This window comes from Halomonas sp. BC04, from assembly GCF_000568385.1.
The window spans coordinates 1-18,710 of record NZ_AZQX01000348.1 but is presented as its reverse complement, the minus strand read 5'-3'; the positions used below and the strand labels follow the sequence as shown (position 1 = coordinate 18,710).

Below are 18,710 nucleotides of genomic sequence, written 5' to 3'. Positions count from 1 at the left end.
ACCGCAGGCAGGGCCTGTCGATACACTCAGGCCAGGAGATGAGCCACCAGGGCGACATCGCTGCAGGCCACGAAGGGTCCATTGACGAGGCTTTCACGGGTGTTGTAACGCAGGGGCAACCCCGTCTCGAGGCTCAATACAGCCCCGCCTGCACCCTCCAGCACCCCCTGGCCCGCCGCGGTGTCCCACTCACAGGTCGGACCGACCCGCGGATAGATGTCGGCACTGCCTTCGGCTATCCGGCAGAACTTGACCGAACTGCCGTAACGCTTCAGCCGCGCCTCGGGAAAGGTCGCCACCAGGCGCTGGGTCGCGTCATCGATATGAGCCCGGCTAGCCACGATCCGCAACGGGTTGCCGACACGCACCCTCAGGGGCTCACGGAAATCCTCCCGCCAGCGCCAGGCACCCAGGCCCGAACCACCCGCCCAGGTCAAGCCATTGGCAGGCGCATGGACCATGCCGAGCAGCACATTGCCATCCCGGACAAGCGCCACATTGACGGTGAAGTCGTTAAAGCCGTCGACATAGTCACGCGTGCCGTCGAGAGGATCGACCAGCCAGTAGCATTGCCATTGGCTACGCGCCTGCCAGCGGGGCAATGTCTGTTCCTCGGCGAGCATGGGAAGGTCGATCAACTGAGGCAGACCTTCCTCCAGGCGCCGTTGAGCGGCGTAGTCCGCTTCGGTGACCGGGCTCTCGTCGGTCTTGTATTGCACATCGCTGCCGACCTTGCGCACAGCAAGGATATCGCGCCCCGCCGCTTCGCAGAGCCCACGCAGTGCCTCAAGGCTCGGCAGTTGCACCGGTATGTTGCCGCTAGACATGGACACACCCCCTCCCGCGGCAGATATCACTATGCTCGACTAGCCTTACCTTTGACCGAAGCCGCATATCAACAGAAGTATAATAGAAGCCGCCTTGGATTCTGCACCATTCCCCCTTGAGCCGCTGTCGAGAACCCATGCAGACAACAAGCGAGACACCACCAAAGACACCTGGGCCCAATCGAGTCGGTCGTATAGGCCTGTGGCTGGGCCCGCTGTGGCTTGTCATGACACTCGTGGCGCCGCCCCCCACGGGTATGACAGACACCGCCTGGGCCTGTGCCGGCCTGGCGCTATGGATGGCTACCTGGTGGTCCACGGAAGCCATCCCCATACCGGTCACTGCGCTACTTCCCCTGGCACTGGTTCCGGCACTGAATCTCGGCACCATGGCGGAAGCCGCAACGAGTTACGCCAACCCCATCATCTATCTCTTCCTGGGCGGCTTCCTGCTGGGCATCTCGATGCAGTACTGGAACCTGCATCGTCGTATCGCCCTGCATGTACTCAAGCTGGTCGGGCAGCAGCCAAGAAGGCAGATTGCCGGCTTCATGATCGCCACCGGCTTTCTCAGCATGTGGGTATCCAATACGGCAACCACCATCATGATGCTGCCAATCGGCATGTCGGTGGTCAACCTGCTCAGCGACCGCGACCCCGAAGAGCTGAAGCGATATGCCACCGCCCTGCTGCTCGCCATCGCCTACTCGGCCAGCATCGGCGGTGTCGCCACCTTGATCGGCACCCCTCCCAATGCCCTGCTCGCCGGCTACCTGGCCGAGGATCGCGGCATCGATATCGGCTTCGCGCAATGGATGCTGATTGGCCTGCCAATCAGCGTCGTCATGATGGCCTGCGCCTGGTGGTGGCTCACTCGCCGGGGGTTCGATGTCCAGAGCGCGGATGGCGGCGACACCATGATCGACGATCAACTGGCACAGCTTGGCAGGATGACCAAGCCGGAGGCACGGGTGGGCATCATCTTCCTGGCAGCCGCCCTGGCCTGGGTGGCTCGCCCGCTACTCAATGACCTGGGACTTGGCTGGCTGTCAGACACAGGTATCGCCATCACCGCCGGCATCACCCTTTTCCTGGCGCCCAGTGGTCGCGGAGACGGTGAGCGCCTGATGGTCTGGGAGGAAGCAAAAAAACTGCCCTGGGGCATTCTGCTGCTGTTTGGCGGCGGCCTATCCCTGGCAGGCTCCATCACCCGCTCGGGCCTGGCCGAATGGATAGCCATGCAGCTTGGCGTGTTTGGTCTCTTACCGCTGCTGGCCATGACCGGGATCGTGGTATTGGTGGTCATCTTCCTGACGGAGATAACCTCGAATACCGCTACCGCTGCGGCATTTCTGCCTCTACTCGGGGCACTGGCAATGTCCCAGGGAGTCTCTCCGCTGCTGATCACCGTGCCCGCCGCCATTGCCGCAAGCTGCGCATTCATGATGCCGGTGGCCACGCCACCCAATGCCATTGTGTTCGCCACCGGTCATATGAAGATTCAGTCGATGATACGTGCAGGCTTCATGCTGAACCTGATGAGCACCGTGGTCGTGACCCTGATGGCCTACTACCTGATCGTCTGGCTGTGGTGAGTGACCAGAGTGAGGGCGCCGAGGATTCGGCGCCCGAGCATTACATCGCCCAGAGAGCCGCGTAGTGGTCAAGCAGCAGCACCCCGAACACACCGAGGATATAGCGGATCGAGAACCAGAATGCGGCCAGGGGAGCCTCGGGGTCGCGGCCTCGCCAAACCTTCCAGTTCCAGAACATGAAGCGAATATTGAGCGCCAGGACGCCAACAAGATAGACCGCTCCGCTCATGCCGATGACGAAGGGCAACATCGTCACTGCCACCGTCAACCAGCCGTATAGCCAGACCTGAAGCCGAGTGAATGCCTCGCCATGGGTGACCGGCAACATGGGAACCCCGGCGCGCGCATACTCTTCGCGCTTGTGGATCGCCAGCGCCCAGAAGTGAGGCGGCGTCCAGGCAAACACGATCAGCAGCAGCAGCAGCGGCTCCGGACCCAACTGGCCGGTGACCGCCGTCCACCCCAGCAGCGGCGGTGCCGCACCGGCAACGCCACCGATGACGATGTTCTGCGGTGTGGCTCGCTTGAGAAAAGCCGTATAGATAAGCGCGTAGCCGATCAGCGAGCCAAAGGTCAGCCAGGCCGTCAATGCATTGACCTGCCACAACAGCAGCAAAATGCCCGACACGGAGAGCAGCGAGGCCCAGGCCAGCGCCAGCCACGTCGGCATACGCTGGCTGGCCAGCGGGCGACGCGACGTTCGCAACATCATGGCATCCAGCCGACGATCGACCACATGGTTGAATGCAGCGGCTCCGCCAGCTGCGAATCCGATCCCGGCCAGCCCGAAAACCACTGTGCTGAGCGGCGGCAAGGTCGGTGTCGCCAACGCCATGCCCACCAGGGCACAAGCCAGCATGACGACGACCACACGCGGCTTGCACAGTGTGAGCAGATCCTGCCCGGTCCAGTCGGCAGCGCCCTCGGTAGTGAAGGGTGCCACCAGGACACGCTTCAGTCCCGTTCGCTTCATTACCGCATTAGACATGCGCCCACTCCTTGTCCTTTGGTGTTGTATTCACTTCCCCCGCCGCCTCTCGCCAATGCCATACCGCCAACGCCAGGCACAGGACCAGGGCCACTGCCCCGGCGGTATGCAGCAGGGCCAGCCAAAGCGGCAGCCACAGCAGGACATTGGCAATCCCCAGCCCCAGTTGAAGCGCGTAGATACCGACCAGGCCGCCCAGCCAGGGCCGCAGGCGTGCCTCATGCCAATGGCGGAACGCCAGAGCCACCAGGACCAACCCCAGCAGGAGCGCACCGATGCGATGCCCCTGGTGAATGGCGACTCTTGCATCGGCGTGCAGCTGCCCATGCAGATAGTTCGGCCCCACCGTCTGGGTCAGATGGAAACCCTCGCTCCAGTCCATCTCCGGCCACCACTGGCCATTGCAGGTCGGGAAGCCCTGGCAGGCGATACCGGCGTAGTTGCTGGAAACCCAACCGCCCAGGGCAAGCTGGAGCAACAGCATCAGCGCGGCAAGCCCCCACAGGGGCGTCAGCCGCCGCCTGGGACGCTCCTCCGTGTCCCCGGCGGCAAATCGGCGAAGTCGCAAATGCAGCCAGAGAAACAGCAATAACACGGCCAACCCGCCCAGCAGGTGCATGGTCACCACCTGGGGCCAGAGCTTCAGCGTCACGGTAAAGGCACCGAAAGCCCCCTGCAGCAGGATCACCACCAGCAGTGCCACGCTCACCCCCCCAGGGATACCCCTGCGCTTACGCAAGCCGGCACCCGCCACCAGCAGGGCGATGACCAGCAACCCCAGCGCCGAAGCCACATAGCGATGAATCATCTCGACCCAGGCCTTGAAGACTTCCAGCGGCGCATCCGGGGAGTGGGCCACGGCCCGCTCGGCATCGGGCACCACCAGGCGACCATAGCAACCGGGCCAGTCCGGGCATCCCAGGCCGGCATCCACCAGGCGCGTCCAGACACCCACCAGAATGACGGCGGTGGTGAAGAAAATACCTGCCAGACTCAGGCTGAGCAGAAGCCCCAGCCGAGACGCCCCTTCATGGCCCCGCGTCGATATATCCTGCATTGGTAGATTCCTTGTCGATCCTGCCTGCCACTCGATGATGCCTGCCTCGATCGTGAGAGACGACCGCTGCCCTTTCAGCGATTGCCGACCTCAAGCTCCGGTGCCACTCGCTTTTCAGGATTCATGCGCAACAAGTGGCTGATGTCATCCATCACATCGCGTAGTTCCACTTCACGCGAGTAAGTCAGCACCGCTTCGCCCCGCGGATCCACCAGCCATACACGGCCCGGCGAGTGCCATTCCGGTGCCTGGGCCCATTGCGCCACGGACTCTCCCGGCAATGCCGGCTGATCGCCACCAATGCGTAAACGACTCACCCTTGGCGCTTCCCGCCCCAGGGCACGATGCAGGCGCCACCACTGATCGGCCAGTGCCTCACACTCGGTGGAGCAGTCGAAAGCCAGCACCCAATCCCCCGGTTCCAGCGCCTCGATGGGCTCCACCAGCGGCCACTCGGCAAGGGCAGGAACGGCAGGGGCCAATTCGCCATGGGCCGTACGCTGTTCGGGAATACCGATACGCCACTCCACCATGACCCAGGCGGTAACCACCGGTATGGCGAAGATAGCGATCAGCGCCAGCAGCTTGAGTCGCTGGCGACGCGCCCTCAGGGTGTCCTGGGCGTTACTGTGTTGCTCGGCCGGCTTTTCTTGCACGTCTGTCCCTTAATCTGATGTCAGCTCCCAACGAGCCCAAGTGTACCCGAGTGACGGGTTACCGTTCGTCTGGACGCGATTCCGGAAGTTCTTCTGGACCTGGTACCTGCCGCTGCGGGTGATGATCGCGGGAAGCGAATCTATCGCGACGATCCCGGGCCAGCCGGCGCCCGCCGACGACCATCATGACCAGGGCCGCAAGCGCCAGCCCCCACCACTGCACTGCGTAGCCGACATGTCGTTCGGGAGGCATCACACTGGGCTCCCACCAAGGCTCGAGAAGCCCCTCCCCCTCCTCCAGGTGCAGCCAGCCATCATGGGCAAATCCGGGCGACAGGCTCCAGGCGTCGAGGTCGATCTGCTGCAGGCGTTGCCCCTCGCGATTCGGGCCATAGAGCGGGCCTGAATCGCCGGCCACTTGCCAGCGGCCTTGCAGCGTCACCTCCCCGCGGGGCGTATCCACTTCGGGAGTCTCACGCACCGGACCGGTGGCCATGAAGCCACGCTGGACCAGCCATAGCCGGCCATCCTCGGTACGCAACGGGGTCAATGCGGCCACACCAACCTGGCCATTGAGTGTACGATTATCCAGGAACAGGGTGTCGTCAGCCTGGTACTCGCCGCGCAGCGTCAACCGCGTTCCCCCAGGGGGAGCCGCCATGGGCGCCTCGAGCGTTGGCGCGGCGTCGAGCCTGGCGAGATAGTCGCGCTTGTCGTCGGCCCGCTCCCACTGCCATAGTCCAAGGGCCAGGCCGAGTGCCACCAGCAGCGACCAGAGCACGCACCACAGGCCCAGTCGCCAGCCAGGAAAACGCATGGTCGGCACCCCTTTTTCCCCCGCCCCCTGACCCTTGATGGAGTAACTCATGCTGCTGAAGACTCTGATCGCCGTTGTATTCCTGGCCATGGTGACCAGCCTGGCAGCCGGTGTCGGCTTCCTGCTGCACGATGACAGCCGTTCCCGCCGCCTGCTGGTTTCACTGAAGATTCGCGTTGGATTGGCCGCACTTCTGATCGCCCTGCTGTTTTACGGCTTCTATATCGGCGACCTGGGCGCCTGATCACCCGCCCCGTCACATGAACTCCCGCCCGGCCACACCGGGCCGGGCGGGAGACATTGAATCATCGACTGCTGAATGGCGTTGGCCTGCCTGAATCTTAGAATACGTAGACAAACAGGAACAGCCCCACCCAGACCACATCAACAAAGTGCCAGTACCAGCAGGACGCCTCGAAACCGAAGTGGTCCTCGGGTGTAAAGTGGCTGCGGATCACCCTCGCCAGCATGACGATGAGAATCAAGGTGCCGACGATGACGTGCACCCCATGGAAGCCGGTCAGGATAAAGAAGGTTGCACCATAGATGCCAGCCTCCAGGGTAATGCCGTAATGCGCATAGGCCTCGTAGTACTCGACGCCCTGGATCACGATGAAGCACAGGCCCAGCAGTACCGTACCGGCCAGCCAGTTGCGGCAGATCTTCCGGTGGCCCTCCTTGAGTGCCTCGTGGGCCACCGTCAGGGTGATGCTCGACGAGATGAGGATCAGCGTATTGACCAGCGGCAGATGCCAGGGACTGAAGACCTGTGCCGGACCGGCAATGGAGGCATCAGGCGGGCTGAGCAATGGCCAGTGTGCCGTGAACTCCGGCCATAGCAGCGCCGTGGGGCCCTTGGTGCCCTCGCCGCCCAGCCATGGAATGGCAAACATGCGCACGTAGAACAGGGCACCGAAGAACGCCGCGAAGAACATCACTTCGGAGAAGATGAACCAGCCCATGCCCCAGCGGAAGGAGCGGTCCATCTGGGCATCATAGAGGCCGCTGCGGGATTCCACCACGACATCTCGGAACCAGAGCGCCATGACGGCCACCACGCCCGCCAGCCCCAACAGCATGATGAAGGTGCCGCGACCATGGACCAGCACCATGCCGGTACCTATCATCATCATGCCCAGCGCCAGGGATCCCAGCACCGGCCACTTGCTGGTTGCAGGTACGTAATAGCTGCCACTCATGCCTCATCTCCTTCAATGGTCTTTGCAGCGGCCTGAAGCGGCGCTTTCTTTCCTTCCACGGGGTAGAGCGTATAGACCAGGGTGACGGTAGTGATCTCGGGGGGTAGATCGCGATCCAGCTGGAAGACCAGCGGTAGCTCGAGCTTCTCGCCGGCCTGCAGCTGCTGTTCCTCGAAGCAGAAACAGCTCGCCTTGCGCACGTGTCGCGTAGCGGTCGAAGGCGAGACACTGGGCACCGCACGCCCCCAGCTCTCGCCATTGCTCTGGTTGTTGAAGGTGAAGTTCACCTCGGATGTCTGACCCGGATGGAGTCGCACCTGATGCGTCTCCACCTCCATTCGCCAGGGCAGCCCGGAGCCATTGCGGGTGATGAACTGCACGGTAACCATCCGCGAATCGTCCACATCGTCATGGACCAATGCCTGGGCGTTGGTGTCCACCTTGCCGTTGATACCGGTGACACGGCAGAACACGTCGTATAGCGGCACCAGGGCAAAGGCAAAGGCAAACATGCCTACCAGTGCCGCCACGCTGCGCCATACGGTGCGTTTTACGCCGGCATCTCGAGTATCGGTCTGGTTCTCACTCATGCTTCGCTCCTTCAGTCACAGGCCGGCACGCCGGCTCAGTGAGCCGGGCGCTGGTAGTTCGGCGGTGTCTCGAAGGTATGCAGCGGAGCCGGACTCGGCACGCTCCACTCAAGGTCATCGGCGTAATCGCCCCAGGCCGCAGCCGGCGCCTTCTTGCCACCCCGCACGCATATGATCACCACGGCCACGAACAGCAACTGGGAGAAGCCGAACAAGAAGGCCCCGATACTCGACACCATGTTGAAATCGGCGAACTGGAGGCATAGTCGGGGATCCGGCGCGGCATGCCGGCAAGGCCCGAGAAGTGCATCGGGAAAAAGGTCAGGTTGACGCCGATCACCGACAGCCAGAAGTGCCACTGGGACAGGCGCACATTGGGATAGTGGCCGGTCCACTTGGGCAGCCAGAAGTAGACACCTGCCATGATCGCAAAGATCGAGCCCGGCACCAGCACGTAGTGGAAGTGCGCCACCACGAAGTAGGTATCGTGATACTGGAAATCCGCCGGCGCGATGGCCAGCATCAAGCCCGAGAAGCCGCCAATGGTGAACAGCACCACGAAGGCCAGGGCGAACAGCATCGGCGGCTCGAAACTGATCGACCCCTGGAACAGCGTGGCGATCCAGTTGAACACCTTCACCCCGGTGGGCACCGCAATCAGCATGGTGGCATACATGAAGAACAGCTGCCCTGCCAGCGGCATCCCCACCACGAACATGTGGTGCCCCCAGACCATGAACGACAGAACGGCGATGGCGCCAGTGGCGTACACCATCGACGCATAGCCGAACAGGCGCTTGCGGGCAAAGGCCGGGATGATCGCCGACACGATACCGAAGGCCGGCAGGATCATGATGTAAACCTCGGGATGGCCGAAGAACCAGAACAGGTGCTGGAACAGCACCGGATCGCCCCCGCCCGCGGCATTGAAGAAGCTGGTGCCGAAGTTGATGTCCATCAGCATCATGGTGATCACGCCGGCGAGTACCGGCATCACCGCGATCAGCAGGAAGCCGGTGATCAGCCAGGTCCACACGAACAGCGGCATGTCCATCATGCGCATGCCCGGGGCACGCATGTTGAGGATAGTGGCGACGATGTTGATGGCGCCCAGGATCGAGCTGATGCCGGCAATGTGCAGCGCCAGGATGAAGAATGTCGTCGAGGGCGGTGCATAGGTGGTTGAAAGCGGTGCATAGAAGGTCCAACCGAAGTTGGGCCCGCCGCCCGGCATGAACAGCGTCGACAGCAGCAGGCCGAACGCCACCGGCAGCAGCCAGAAGCTGAAGTTGTTGAGGCGTGGCAGGGCCATGTCGGGCGCCCCGATCTGCAGCGGAATCATCCAGTTGGCAAGCCCGGTGAAGGCCGGCATGACCGCCGCGAAGACCATGATCAGGCCATGCATTGTCGTCATCTGGTTGAAGAACTCCGGATTGACGAACTGCAAGCCGGGCTGGAAGAGTTCCAGGCGTATCACCAGGGCGAAGATCCCCCCGATGAAGAACATGACCAGCGAGAAGATCAGGTAGAGGCTACCGATCTCCTTGTGGTTGGTAGTCAGCAGCCAGCGCATGAGGCCCTTGGGGGGCGCTGCATGGGCGTGTCCATGCCCAGCTTCCGCGGCGGTGCTGCTCTGCTCGAGGGTAGGCTGAGGAGGTACCTTAGGGGCCATCGGAAATCTCCAGATTCATTGTCTTGTTATATCGGCGCACAGGGTGGCCACGGCAGAGCGTGCCGTGGCCTTGATCAACGTTCCAGCCGCTCGGCAATCTCGGCAGGCTGTACCGCATCGCCGGTGTCATTGCCCCAGGCGTTGCGGGTATAGGTGATCACCGCGGCGAGCTCGACAGGGTTGAGCGTAGTCCGGAACGACGGCATGGCGGTACCGGAAACGCCATTGATGATGACGTCCTTGTGCCACTCGATATCGCCCAGCATCTGCTCGTTGCCGGCCAGCGCCGGGAACGCCGGCGGAGAGCCCTGACCTTCCGGTTGGTGGCAGGAAGCACAGATGCTGCCATAGACAGACTCACCGCGCTCCATCAGCTCATCCATCGCCCAGTCGCGGTCGACACCAAGCGCTTCCTCGGCGGCCATTTCCTTGCGCTCGGCCAACCAGGTCTCGAAGTCGTCTTCTTCCATGGCGTGAACCACGATGGGCATGAAGGCGTGATCCACACCGCACAACTCGGCGCACTGGCCACGATAGATCCCCGGCTCGTTGATCCTGACCCAGTTCTCGCTGATGAAGCCGGGGATGGTGTCCTGCTTGACGGCGAAGTCAGGCACCCACCAGGCGTGGATGACGTCATCGGAGGTGAACAGGAAGCGAACCTTGCGGTTGATCGGCAGGACCAGGGGCTCGTCGACCTCCAGCAGGTAGTTCTCGCCGCGAACCTCGTCGCCGCGAATCTGGGAACGCGGCGTCGCCAGGTTCGAGTTGAAGGCCACATCTTCACCGAGATACTCATAGCGCCAGCGCCATTGCTGGCCCGTGACCATGACATCCAGCTCGGCATCAGAGGGGTCGTAGATCTTCTGCAGTGTCGCCGTGGCGGGGATGGCCATGCCGACCAGGATCAGCAGCGGGACCGCTGTCCAGATCACTTCCACGGTGGTGTTCTCGTGGAAGTTGGCGGCCTTGGCGCCCTTGGAATGGCGATAACGGAACAGGGAGTAGAACATCACCCCGAACACGAGTACGCCGATGACCACACAGATCCAGAATATGGCCATATGCAGATTGTAGATTTCTCTACTGAGGTCTGTTACCCCCACCGGCATGTTCCAGCCACTGGCCAGAGCCGCCTGGCTCGAGCCGACAAGGGATAAGCCCCCTGCCAACCATACGAGCAGAGTGCGCATCGACGCCTCCCGAATGTTTGTAGTTGTCGTAGGAGCGGTAACCCCGGATGTCAGGGACGGGGGCCCTCACGCAAGCGCAAGAACATTAGCCGCTTCTGCAAAGAGTATATGAAGTCGAAGCTCGAAAGTCACTGCCTCTGCTCCCGTATTCTGATAAACGCGCCAGTCAACGCAGGGTGCCGCAGTGGCTCAACCAGCCGCCCAGATTGCCACCAGGGCAATCAAGCCCACGAACACCAACGCCATGACGATGCCGACCAGGATAAAGGCCATCGGATTCCCCGTCTCGAAATCCTCACGCCGCTGCTGCTCCTTCTGCACCCCCAAAAAAGCCGCCAGCACGGATTTGATCACTCCCCACATGCCTGATCTCCACGGCCGGATTGGTCGTTCACAGCATGCCACAGCAGGCCCGGCTTCGGGAAACCACAGCCTCTGAATATATGACGAAAAAACCATACTGCGGCGCAGCAATAGTTCCGCCAAAAGCCTCCGTCTAGGCTACACTTCAAACAGGAGACAAGCCTTGGTTTACTTTCCCTCAGGAGCACGACATGACCACCAAGAAGACGGCCCCCAGCCCCACCCCCCTCGAGGCTACCCAGCCGATCATGGAGTGGTGGGCCGAGCAGTGGATGCAGGGCGCGAAGCCCATGACCCGCATGCAGCTGGCCTGGATGGAAAACCTCTCGGAGATCATGCAGCAGGAGGCCCGATTCCTCTCGGCCCTGGCCGAGTCCAGCCAGCGCATCGCCAAGTGCTATGACACCCACCAGGCGACCCGGCGAAGATGAACGAGTGCTATCAGGAACTCGCCAAGGAAGTGGCGGAACACCACATGGAAAGGATGAAGAATGTCGCCAACCTCTCCCACGACTTTCGTGCACGCATCTGGGAGGAGATCTAGCCGAGCCCGAAAGCCCTGACCACCACGGGCAACAGGAAGGCGGTCAGCAGACCCGTCAGCGCCATGGCCAGCCCCGAGAAGGCGCCCGCCACCGCCCCAATCCGAGCAAAGGCGTGGGCGGTACCGAAGCGTGGGCCGCCAGGCCAAGGGTGAAGCCCTGGACGACGGGGTCGCGAATTCCCATCACCCGGAAAAGCAGCGGCCCCAGCGCACAACCGATCGAGCCGGTCAACAAGACCAGTCCCGCCGCCAGCGAGGGGATACCCCCCACCTGCTCGGCAATACCCATGGCGATTGGCGAGGTCACCGAGCGCGGCGCCAGGGTCAGGATGGTTTCTACCTGCGCCCCCAACACCATGGCGATGGCGATCGTCGAGGCCACGGCGGTAAAGATGCCCACCAGGCAGGCCAGCAACAAGGGCCACAGCAAGCGGCGGATGCGTTCGCGGTGGTCATATAGCGGAATCGCCAGGGCCACCGTGGCGGGTCCCAGCAGAAAGTGGATGAACTGCGCCCCCTCGAAGTAAGTGGCGTAATCCATGTCGACCAGCAACAAGAAGCCAATGAGCATGGCGATGGCCAGGGTCACCGGATGCACCAGGGGCGTACCTCCCAGCGCACGGTTGACTCGCACCGACAGCATGAATGCCAGCAAGGTCACCAGCAGCGACAATAGCGGATTGCCGGAGAGATAGACCCACAGCTGATCCAGGGCGACGACGCTCATGACGCATCGCCTTGCCGATAGCGGCGCTGCAAACGCTCCAGCACCCAGGCGGTCACCGCCAGGGTCATTGCGGTCGACACAATCAGCGTCAGCACGATGGGCCAGAAATCCATGCCAATGAGCCTGGCATGCACCATCAGCCCGACACCGGCGGGCACGAACAGCAGCGTCAGGTAGCGCAACAGCCCCTCCCCCGTAATGCGCAGGCTCTTGGGTACCCGGCCCAGCACCACCAGGCCCAGCAGCAGAATCACCATGCCCACTACCGGCCCCGGTACCGGCACCCCCAGCCCACGCGCCAGCAGCTCTCCGGCGAACTGGCAGGCCAGCAACACGCTCATCCCCATGATCAACGGCATGCCAGCCCCCTTCTGCTCGTCGCAGCGTTCGCTCAATGCGCCTTGTGAGCCTCGTCATTGGAAACCGGCACCGGCTGGGAGCCGGCATCGTCGAGGTCTGCCCACGGCTCCCTGGGCGCCTCGGCGCGCTCACCTGTCCGTGCCGCATAGCGCTCACGATGCAGCGCCTTGAGCAGTCCGGCAACCATCAACATGATCACCACCGAGAATGGCAGGGCCGCCATGATCACGGCTGCCTGCAGTGTCTCGAGCCCACCCGCCATCAGCAATACCGCCGTCAGCAAGCCCAGCAGGCCACCCCACAGAATACGGTGGGCCGTGGGCGGCTCGGGGTCGCCCCCTGCCAGTATGGTATTGATCACCAGGGTGCCGGCATTGGCCGAGGTGATCAGGTAGGTGGCGATCAGCAGTACCAGCACGGCAGAGACGCCCTGCCCCAGCAGCCCGAGCCCCATGGCATCGATGGTGACAAAGAGCGCCGTGGCCACGTCAGCCTCCACGGCGGCCACGATGCCGCCGGCACCAAACAGCTCATGATAGAGCGCGGTGCCGCCGAACAACCCGATCCACACAATGGTGATCAGCGTGGGCACCAGCAGCACGCCCATGACGAATTCACGGAAGGTGCGCCCCCGGGAGACCCGGGCGATGAACATGCCGACAAACGGTGACCAGGCCAGCCACCAGCCCCAGAAGAACACCGTCCACTCCGCCTGCCAGCCATCGTCCCGGGTCGCATTGGTGTGGAACGTCATGCCCATCAGGTTCTGAATATAGTCTCCCGTGGACTCGATGGTAATCGCTATCAGGTACTGGGTCGGCCCGAACAGCAGCATGAACACCACCACAGCGATGCTCAGCCAGAAGTTGGCTTCCGACAACAGTCGCACGCCACGCTTGACGCCGGAAACAACGGAAAAGGTGGCCACGCTCATGATCACGGCGGTGACGATCAACTGCAGGGTCAGCGAAGACGGCAGGCCGAACACCGCGTCGAGGCCCGCGTTCATCTGCTGGACACCGAGCCCCAGGGTAGTCGCGATGCCGAATACGGTACCAAACACCGCCAGCACATCGACGGCATCACCCAGCAGTCCATCGGTTCGATCGCCGAACAACGGCTTCAGGCCCGAACGAATGGTGAGCGGCATCTTCCAGCGATAGGAGAAATAGGCCAGCACCAGCGCCACGAAAGAGAAGATCGCCCAACCGTTCAACCCCCAATGAAAGTAGGTCAAGCGCATGGCCACGCGAGCGGCGTCAGGGCTCATGCCGTCGGCGATGAAGGGGTTCTCCTGGAATTGCAGTATCGGCTGGGCCACCGACCAGAACAGGATACCGACACCGGTACCTGCTGCGAACAGCATCGCCACCCAGGAGAAGAAGGTGAACTCCGGCTGCTCGAAGTCGCTACCCAGGCGAACGTTCTTGTAGCGCCCGGTGCCCAGCCAGATCATGAACAGCAGCAGAAAAGCCACCAGCAGCACGTAATACCATTCGAGAAACGGATCCAGCACGGTGCGCATCAGGGCCAAGCCATGTCCCAACTGCTCGGTATAGAAGGCGCCGAAGATCAGGGAAACCGCCACGACCACGAAGGTCACCAGAGTGACCCGCGGATTCATACCCTTCAAAGGGCCGCGCTGAGCCTGTTGGTACATGGACGTATTCCTTTGACGATGATGAGCATTTGCCGATGCTCATCATAAAGCAATGGACGCCTGCCTTCACGGCACGCTCGGCGCCCCACCCCGACCAACCCCTTGTAAAGGCAAGCTTCTGAAAGGAAAGTACAAAAGAGGCTTTTCATTTAGACAGGAACGCGCTAGTATACGCCTCGTTCTCGGGGGCGCTGGCCATTGCCAACAAACCTGAAAACCAGAGTCGGAGCGTGGCGCAGCTTGGTAGCGCGCTGCAATGGGGTTGCAGAGGTCGCAGGTTCGAATCCTGTCGCTCCGACCAGAAAACACCAGCAAAGACGGTCACTTAGCCAACTCTCGGCGGTGGCCGTTTTTCGTGGGTGGTAAAACTCTGGTAAAAAACTGGTAAAACTCTATCCATCACCAGACACTGGCGCAGCTGCATTGACCGCCCATCAGGAGAGGAATATGCCCACCAGCTTCCAGCCAGGCCAGCGTGTAACAATTCCCAGGGAACACCTTCGCTACATCAGACAGGAGCTCCAACCGGGCGTCGAGTTTGCCGGAACCGACCTCAATGATATTGCTGAGAATACTGGCGACGAGATCCGCTACGCCCGCTATAGGCTCAGGATCGAAGATGTCGGGGAAATTGCTTGCGAATGCACAGTGCTGGGCTTAATCAACGATTGAGCGGCGGGTGTAGCTCAATGGTAGAGCTACACCAGCGCCGATATTCCTGCCCTTTCAATAACCTGCAACACCCTCTGTCTAACAAATCGGCAATTGTCTAACGCTCTCGGTACCTGCCGTTGAGCGATCCATGGCGCCAGCACCAGACACGAAAAAAGCCCGGCCGATTGGCCGGGCCCATCTCGTTGCGCATCGATCCCTGATGCCGCCTCAGCGTGGCACACGACAGGCGTTTGTCACGCGCCTTCTCCACTTCTAGCCGCCTGGCGAACCTCTTCGGCGATGGCGGCTCGAGTGCGTGCTGCGTGGCAGTGCTTGGTGTAGCCGGCGAAGGATGCCCAGCTGGCGGCGATCTCTTCGTCGGTTACGCGCCCGGCGTGATGGCCATGCACGAGGGCAAGCATCCGGCGGCGCGCCGCCTTGGTGTTGCGCTTGCGGGGCAGGGTGTGAGTGGTCCAGGTGCGATAGCCGGCGAAGTCGATGCCTTGGGCGGCGGGGTAGACGGTGCTCTTGGGATTGATGACCAGGCCGAGCTCGTCGTCTAGCCACTGGGTGAGGTGCTCGAGCAGCCGCCAGAGCTGGCCTTTGTCGGGCCCCATGATGACCCAGTCGTCCATGTACCTGGCGTAGAAGCCGAAGCCGAGATCGTCGGTGACGTAGTGGTCGAGCACGTCGAGGTAGACGTTGGCGGAGAGCTGGCTGGTCAGGGCGCCGATTGGCAGGCCGACGCCGTCGGCGCCCTGGGCGAAGATGATGCGCTTCCATAGCTCGAGCACGCGAGGGTCGCCGATGACGCGCTCGAGCTGCTGGATCAGCCGGTGCTGGTCAATGCTGGGGAAGTAGCGGGCGATGTCGCCTTGCAGCACGTAGACGCGGCCCCACTTGGCCTGGGCGCGACGCAGCATGCCCTGCACGGCGGCAGTGGCGGCATGGGTGCCCTTGCCCTTGCGACAGGCGTAGCTGTGATGGATGAAGCGGCGCTCGAAGTGGGGTTCGACGATGCGATGCAGGGCGTGGTGCACCACTCTGTCGGGGAATGGCGGCGCTTCGATCAGCCGCACCTTGGGTCACGCTTAGGGTGGCGCCTTCAGTCGCGGCCATGGTCGCCCACGGGACGCGCCAGACGGATCGCTGCCCATGCCCCGGCAGCCCGGCCACGGACGGCCAGCCCAACAGCGTCTCCCAATGTTAGGTTTTGTCAGGTAGCCGGCGCCCTCGCCATGCCAGCATTTGCCATCACGCTGACACCAGCGCCTTAACATTCCTTAACATCCACTCAGCCCAGCCGCCGGGGCCAATGTTAGGTAGGCATCGCCCTCGCCATGTCAACATTTGTCAACGTGTTGGCGCCTTGGTGGATGCGTGAAATTGGTGCGTGAAGCCAGTGCGTGACGCGCGCGTATATGTCAAAAAATCATCAGCCACCATACGACAAAGGCGCCCGGTCTGGGGCGCCTTTGATTTCCGTTGATTGTTTTTCAACCGCCGGGCCTTTTAGGGGGCAGATAATCATCAGGCGAGCACCGCGCCAGCTGTCGCTCAACTGGATACACAATTCCGTTTACTGCCCGACTATCGCTTATGTCGTTACTCTCATACGATGGAAACGGGTAGGCGCTTAAGGTTATGCAAGATAGGCGATGCGCGCCTCTACGGCAGCGGGGCTGTCGGCCCGGTGGCGACATGGCCGAGGTGACTGAGTACGAGGATAGCCACGCTGACGGCCCCAATAACCACCAGCGACCAGATATTCTGCATTCGCAACTCAGTGCCATATTCCTTGCGAAGCATGGTGTCGATCACCTGTTCGGGTCGGACCCTCGCATCGAAAGACAAGTGCAGCACTATATATACCAACGACGCACTGGTCATCACAGCCAGTGCGTCGCCGATCACGCTTTCGGCGCGAAACAGCGTAATGCAAACAACTGAGAACATACCCAACGTCCACATCACCAGTAGCTCGCCGGACCGGATGACAGGGATCTGAGCCAGCCGCAATTGCCGGACGTGGTGTTGCAACTCGACCGGCAGATCGCGCCGGTGCTTGATCAGTGCCAGCACCTCCGGAGCTAACACACGGGTCTGGTTCGCAGCTAGGTGGTCGATCAGGCACATACCGCTGTGACGTGCGTCGGCATGAAGCATACTAATACGCTGCAACAGAAACCCGCCGAAGATGCCGATGAAACCCAACGGCAGCGCAACGAGGTCCAACAGCGAAGCTTCACTGACGAATCCTTTCAGTGATAGGGGCGCGGTTAAGGTTACGATGACCCCGGTCACCCCAACGCTGAGAAACACGCCGACGAAGGCGGGCGTGGTATCGGCCCGCATATGTAGAAGTGCGTTGGCACTGACAATTAGGAGAGCACCCACCCCCACCGCGACGGTCAGACTTTCCCCCCCAACTAGCCACAGCCACATCAGCGCAAACACGGGCGTCGTATACCATAGGATCGCCAACTCCATACGATCAGTGCGCGCTAGTGCCTCGCGGTAGGTCAGCGAACCGATGGTGACGATAACCACCCCATTCAGAGCAACCCAGCCCCAGCTCTCGGCTCCCATCTCGCAATCGACGGTACTATTCCGGGCACGAAAGGGATGGTAAGTACAAACCCCAGCGCACCAAAGACCTTAGTCGCGGCACTTGCGATCAGGCACGGTTCAACTCAGCCCACTTTCCCTCGCAATTGCCGTACCTGTGCTCGACAAAAACCCGCGTGTTGCGTCCAAGCGCAACCGAATACGCCATGAAGACCGCCGAGAGAATCGCTAAAACCAACCCGACCTGCACGTCGCGAGAATACATCACTGCAGTAAATCCGGCGGTGCCACTCATGGCATTCAGATCGCCTGCCATGATCACAACCAGCCCCAGAAAGGCAACCAGCGACAAGAAATAGACCCGCGCACCAATCGGATCCCTGCGCTTTTTCACGGTCGTACCCGAGAAATCTCGCGCGAGAGCTACAAGGAAGAACACAGCTAGTACCGGCCATGCCTCAAACACCACGGTTGCCGAGGCCTTTGACATAAATGCAAATGACACGAACAGGAATGCATGGCTGAGGTAGTTGACCACGCCGCTCGTTACCGCCTGGCGCAGCGCAATGCGGTCGTGCGAGAAGTCGTGCACCAGCGAAGTCAAACTATAGCAATCCGACTGGCGCGACAGCCAAAGCGCCCCAGCCACCGAGACGATGGCAGATAAAAAATGGCTCAGACCGGCGAAGGCGAAGCCCGACACCTCGACTGTACCGAAGACACCAACCAGTGGAAATAGGCTGTACAGAAAGATGGACGTCAGCATGAAGAAGACAGGAAGGTAAGACATGCATCGCGCCCGGCATTGTGATCTAGAAAGTCTGTAAATAGCGCTGGTAGCTGGAAATATAAACACCCATTTTCAGGCTGGTCAATGCCAAACTCACTAATTATGAAGCGCCGTTCTATCCCACCCAGCCTGGTTACCGCTCCCTACTGGACGCTTCGGAATAGCAGCATCCGGGGTTGAGCGACGGAGATGGAGTCAGATGAACAGGCCAGCAGGGGCCGTATACGCTAAGGGCCAAAAGCTCAACGAATTGGGGCGGCCTGGGGCTGAGGTTGCGTCGTCTCATGGTGACGCACCTCGCAGAAAGGCGTTAGCAGCTTGCCTGCCAGCATTGGCTTGGCGATGGGCCTGGGGCTCAGCAGCAGCGCCAGCCGCCCACGCCTCAACATAGCGATGGGCCAGGCGCACGGCCTCGGCTTCGGAACGGGCGGCCAGGTGGTGCAGCAGATG

The 18,710-nt window shown here is 61.7% G+C and carries 18 protein-coding genes, 1 tRNA gene and 2 pseudogenes; 5 read left to right on the top strand and 16 right to left on the bottom strand.

Going from position 1 to position 18,710, the window contains the following annotated elements:
• Positions 1-26 precede the first annotated feature (26 nt).
• Positions 27-827: a 3'(2'),5'-bisphosphate nucleotidase CysQ gene (cysQ, locus tag Q427_RS23265; protein WP_081786178.1), complete on the bottom strand. Its 801-nt coding sequence runs from the start codon at positions 825-827 to the stop codon at positions 27-29.
• A gap of 137 nt (positions 828-964) precedes the next feature.
• Here cysQ and Q427_RS23260 point away from each other — a divergent pair, with 137 nt between their 5' ends.
• A complete protein-coding gene (locus tag Q427_RS23260; protein ID WP_043517625.1) occupies positions 965-2,422 on the top strand; it encodes an SLC13 family permease in 1,458 nt (485 codons plus the stop codon).
• A gap of 40 nt (positions 2,423-2,462) precedes the next feature.
• Here the strand turns inward: Q427_RS23260 and cyoE are convergent, their stop codons facing one another.
• The 4 genes from cyoE to Q427_RS23240 form a co-directional block, all read right to left on the bottom strand.
• A complete protein-coding gene (gene cyoE / locus Q427_RS23255; protein ID WP_043517624.1) occupies positions 2,463-3,410 on the bottom strand; it encodes a heme o synthase in 948 nt (315 codons plus the stop codon).
• A complete protein-coding gene (locus Q427_RS23250) occupies positions 3,403-4,467 on the bottom strand; it encodes a COX15/CtaA family protein (RefSeq protein ID WP_051496634.1) in 1,065 nt (354 codons plus the stop codon). The genes cyoE and Q427_RS23250 overlap by 8 nt, the downstream gene beginning before the upstream one ends.
• Positions 4,468-4,541: 74 nt before the next feature.
• Positions 4,542-5,123 (bottom strand): hypothetical protein, encoded by a 582-nt coding sequence (locus tag Q427_RS23245; RefSeq protein WP_231613876.1) that lies wholly within the window; start codon positions 5,121-5,123, stop codon positions 4,542-4,544.
• A gap of 58 nt (positions 5,124-5,181) precedes the next feature.
• Entirely contained in the window at positions 5,182-5,991 is an 810-nt protein-coding gene (locus tag Q427_RS23240) for an SURF1 family protein (RefSeq protein ID WP_051496633.1), read from the bottom strand.
• On the opposite strand from Q427_RS23240, the gene Q427_RS23235 reads away from it, so the two are divergent.
• A complete protein-coding gene (locus Q427_RS23235; RefSeq protein ID WP_043517622.1) occupies positions 5,990-6,184 on the top strand; it encodes a DUF2909 family protein in 195 nt (64 codons plus the stop codon). The genes Q427_RS23240 and Q427_RS23235 overlap by 2 nt on opposite strands.
• A gap of 97 nt (positions 6,185-6,281) precedes the next feature.
• Here the strand turns inward: Q427_RS23235 and Q427_RS23230 are convergent, their stop codons facing one another.
• The 5 genes and pseudogenes from Q427_RS23230 to Q427_RS30600 form a co-directional block, all read right to left on the bottom strand.
• Positions 6,282-7,139 (bottom strand): cytochrome c oxidase subunit 3, encoded by an 858-nt coding sequence (locus tag Q427_RS23230; protein ID WP_043517620.1) that lies wholly within the window; start codon positions 7,137-7,139, stop codon positions 6,282-6,284.
• The gene (locus tag Q427_RS23225) at positions 7,136-7,729 is read right to left on the bottom strand and encodes a cytochrome c oxidase assembly protein (RefSeq protein ID WP_043517619.1); all 594 of its coding nucleotides are present in this window, start codon (positions 7,727-7,729) and stop codon (positions 7,136-7,138) included. Before Q427_RS23225 ends, Q427_RS23230 begins: the two co-directional genes overlap by 4 nt.
• Positions 7,730-7,764: 35 nt before the next feature.
• Positions 7,765-9,401, bottom strand: a pseudogene (ctaD, locus tag Q427_RS23220) (cytochrome c oxidase subunit I).
• A 74-nt stretch (positions 9,402-9,475) separates the two neighbouring features.
• On the bottom strand, positions 9,476-10,594 hold the full coding sequence (gene coxB, locus Q427_RS23215) for a cytochrome c oxidase subunit II (RefSeq protein ID WP_043517618.1): 1,119 nt from the start codon (positions 10,592-10,594) through the stop codon (positions 9,476-9,478).
• A 189-nt stretch (positions 10,595-10,783) separates the two neighbouring features.
• Entirely contained in the window at positions 10,784-10,957 is a 174-nt protein-coding gene (locus tag Q427_RS30600) for a DUF2970 domain-containing protein (protein WP_081786177.1), read from the bottom strand.
• 191 nt (positions 10,958-11,148) lie between these two features.
• On the opposite strand from Q427_RS30600, the gene Q427_RS23210 reads away from it, so the two are divergent.
• Positions 11,149-11,388 (top strand): hypothetical protein, encoded by a 240-nt coding sequence (locus tag Q427_RS23210; protein WP_043517617.1) that lies wholly within the window; start codon positions 11,149-11,151, stop codon positions 11,386-11,388.
• Between the two features lie 109 nt (positions 11,389-11,497).
• On the opposite strand, the pseudogene Q427_RS23205 reads toward Q427_RS23210, so the two are convergent.
• From Q427_RS23205 to Q427_RS23195, 3 genes and pseudogenes are all read right to left on the bottom strand, one after another.
• Positions 11,498-12,144, bottom strand: a pseudogene (locus Q427_RS23205) (LrgB family protein).
• 80 nt (positions 12,145-12,224) lie between these two features.
• Positions 12,225-12,623, bottom strand: coding sequence for a CidA/LrgA family protein (locus Q427_RS23200; protein WP_331280696.1), 399 nt, complete (start codon positions 12,621-12,623; stop codon positions 12,225-12,227).
• Positions 12,620-14,248 carry a BCCT family transporter gene (locus Q427_RS23195; protein WP_043517615.1) on the bottom strand — a complete coding sequence of 543 codons (1,629 nt, stop codon included), beginning with the start codon at positions 14,246-14,248 and terminating at the stop codon, positions 12,620-12,622. Before Q427_RS23195 ends, Q427_RS23200 begins: the two co-directional genes overlap by 4 nt.
• A gap of 224 nt (positions 14,249-14,472) precedes the next feature.
• Between Q427_RS23195 and Q427_RS23190 the strand changes: the two genes are divergently transcribed.
• Both Q427_RS23190 and Q427_RS23185 read left to right on the top strand, forming a co-directional pair.
• Positions 14,473-14,549, top strand: a tRNA-Pro gene (locus Q427_RS23190).
• A gap of 146 nt (positions 14,550-14,695) precedes the next feature.
• Positions 14,696-14,920: a hypothetical protein gene (locus tag Q427_RS23185; RefSeq protein WP_043517613.1), complete on the top strand. Its 225-nt coding sequence runs from the start codon at positions 14,696-14,698 to the stop codon at positions 14,918-14,920.
• A gap of 236 nt (positions 14,921-15,156) precedes the next feature.
• On the opposite strand, the gene Q427_RS23180 is transcribed toward Q427_RS23185, so the two are convergent.
• The 3 genes from Q427_RS23180 to Q427_RS23170 all read right to left on the bottom strand — a co-directional run bounded on the left by Q427_RS23180 (position 15,157) and on the right by Q427_RS23170 (position 18,260).
• Complete coding sequence (locus Q427_RS23180; protein ID WP_051496632.1) at positions 15,157-15,981, bottom strand: reverse transcriptase/maturase family protein; 825 nt, start codon at positions 15,979-15,981, stop codon at positions 15,157-15,159.
• 589 nt (positions 15,982-16,570) lie between these two features.
• Positions 16,571-17,491, bottom strand: a complete 921-nt coding sequence (locus Q427_RS23175; protein WP_043517611.1) for an EamA family transporter — start codon at positions 17,489-17,491, stop codon at positions 16,571-16,573.
• Between the two features lie 88 nt (positions 17,492-17,579).
• Positions 17,580-18,260 carry a hypothetical protein gene (locus Q427_RS23170; protein ID WP_043517609.1) on the bottom strand — a complete coding sequence of 227 codons (681 nt, stop codon included), beginning with the start codon at positions 18,258-18,260 and terminating at the stop codon, positions 17,580-17,582.
• Positions 18,261-18,710 lie beyond the last annotated feature (450 nt).